Genomic DNA, 811 nt, shown 5'->3' with positions numbered 1-811 from the left:
TTATACGGCGATTCCGTCCTTTTCTCAGGTTCCTGTACACTCGCAGTACAGGGGCAGACATCGGCATATACCACAAAGAAAAACCTGAAAATCTCAGCTATTACCAATGCAGGTGGCAATTCTGTTGATCTGAAAATGAGTGACTGGGTTCAGACCAGCAAGATAGACCTGAAGGCATTCGGGGCATTTCCTGCCTATGGTAGCACTTATTACTCAGGCATTATTCTGGACAGGACAATGATCCGGGATACGCTAAGTTACAGAACATGGGCAGCTATCAGAAAATCAGGGGGCTGGCAAAAACCCGGCTACATGGCTGGGGTATAACAGCGTCAGACTGGGATTACTCCTACCCAAAGAAACCGAAAGAAGCCGGCTTAGAAAGGCTTGTATTCTATATCGCAGATTGTCAGTCAGGCAAAGCCTCTCTCGCAGATTTTGAAAGCTATGCGAATAAGCAGTCCTGGCTTGACTATCTGCTGTTTATTGAGCTGGCAGCCTCTCAGGACAACATGATTAACAATCTGTTTCTGGAATCATGGGATGGCGGGAATATCGGGCACATCATGGCGTATGATATGGATGAAACATTCGGTATTGTATGGGGGTATACGCCAGCTCAGGTTCAGCCTGATGTCCTGGGCTGGATAACAAACTATAATACTGCATAGACTATGCTGCGTGAATATTTTGCAGATGATTTAGGCTCAGGACTCATTCTTTGAGATAGAAGATGAAGCTTGCGGCGATATGGATTGCGGACATGAAGGTCTGAGCGCAGCGGTCGTATCGTGTTGCCACCCGTCGCCAG

Annotated in this window: 1 protein-coding gene and 2 pseudogenes; 2 read left to right on the top strand and 1 reads right to left on the bottom strand. The window is 47.2% G+C overall.

Translation table 11 applies throughout. The features are described 5' to 3' along the window. Both HK11_RS12420 and HK11_RS11870 read left to right on the top strand, forming a co-directional pair. A pseudogene (locus HK11_RS12420) lies at positions 1–327 on the top strand (hypothetical protein); the annotation flags it as partial. After that, positions 267–671 carry a CotH kinase family protein gene (locus HK11_RS11870; protein WP_086555520.1) on the top strand — a complete coding sequence of 135 codons (405 nt, stop codon included), beginning with the start codon at positions 267–269 and terminating at the stop codon, positions 669–671. The pseudogene HK11_RS12420 and the gene HK11_RS11870, both read left to right, overlap by 61 nt. 43 nt (positions 672–714) lie before the next feature. Here the strand turns inward: HK11_RS11870 and HK11_RS12285 are convergent. Then, positions 715–811 (bottom strand): annotated as a pseudogene (locus tag HK11_RS12285) (IS5/IS1182 family transposase); the annotation flags it as partial.

It is taken from the genome of Acetobacter sp. DmW_043 (genome assembly GCF_002153485.1).
GTDB classification, from domain to species: domain Bacteria; phylum Pseudomonadota; class Alphaproteobacteria; order Acetobacterales; family Acetobacteraceae; genus Acetobacter; species Acetobacter thailandicus.
This window is presented reverse-complemented; position numbering and strand designations above follow the sequence as displayed.

Excerpts from the sequence above, each read along its gene's own strand:
- HK11_RS11870 (WP_086555520.1), top strand. The coding sequence starts at position 267 with ATGGGCAGCTATCAGAAAATCAGGGGGCTGGCAAAAACCCGGCTACAT.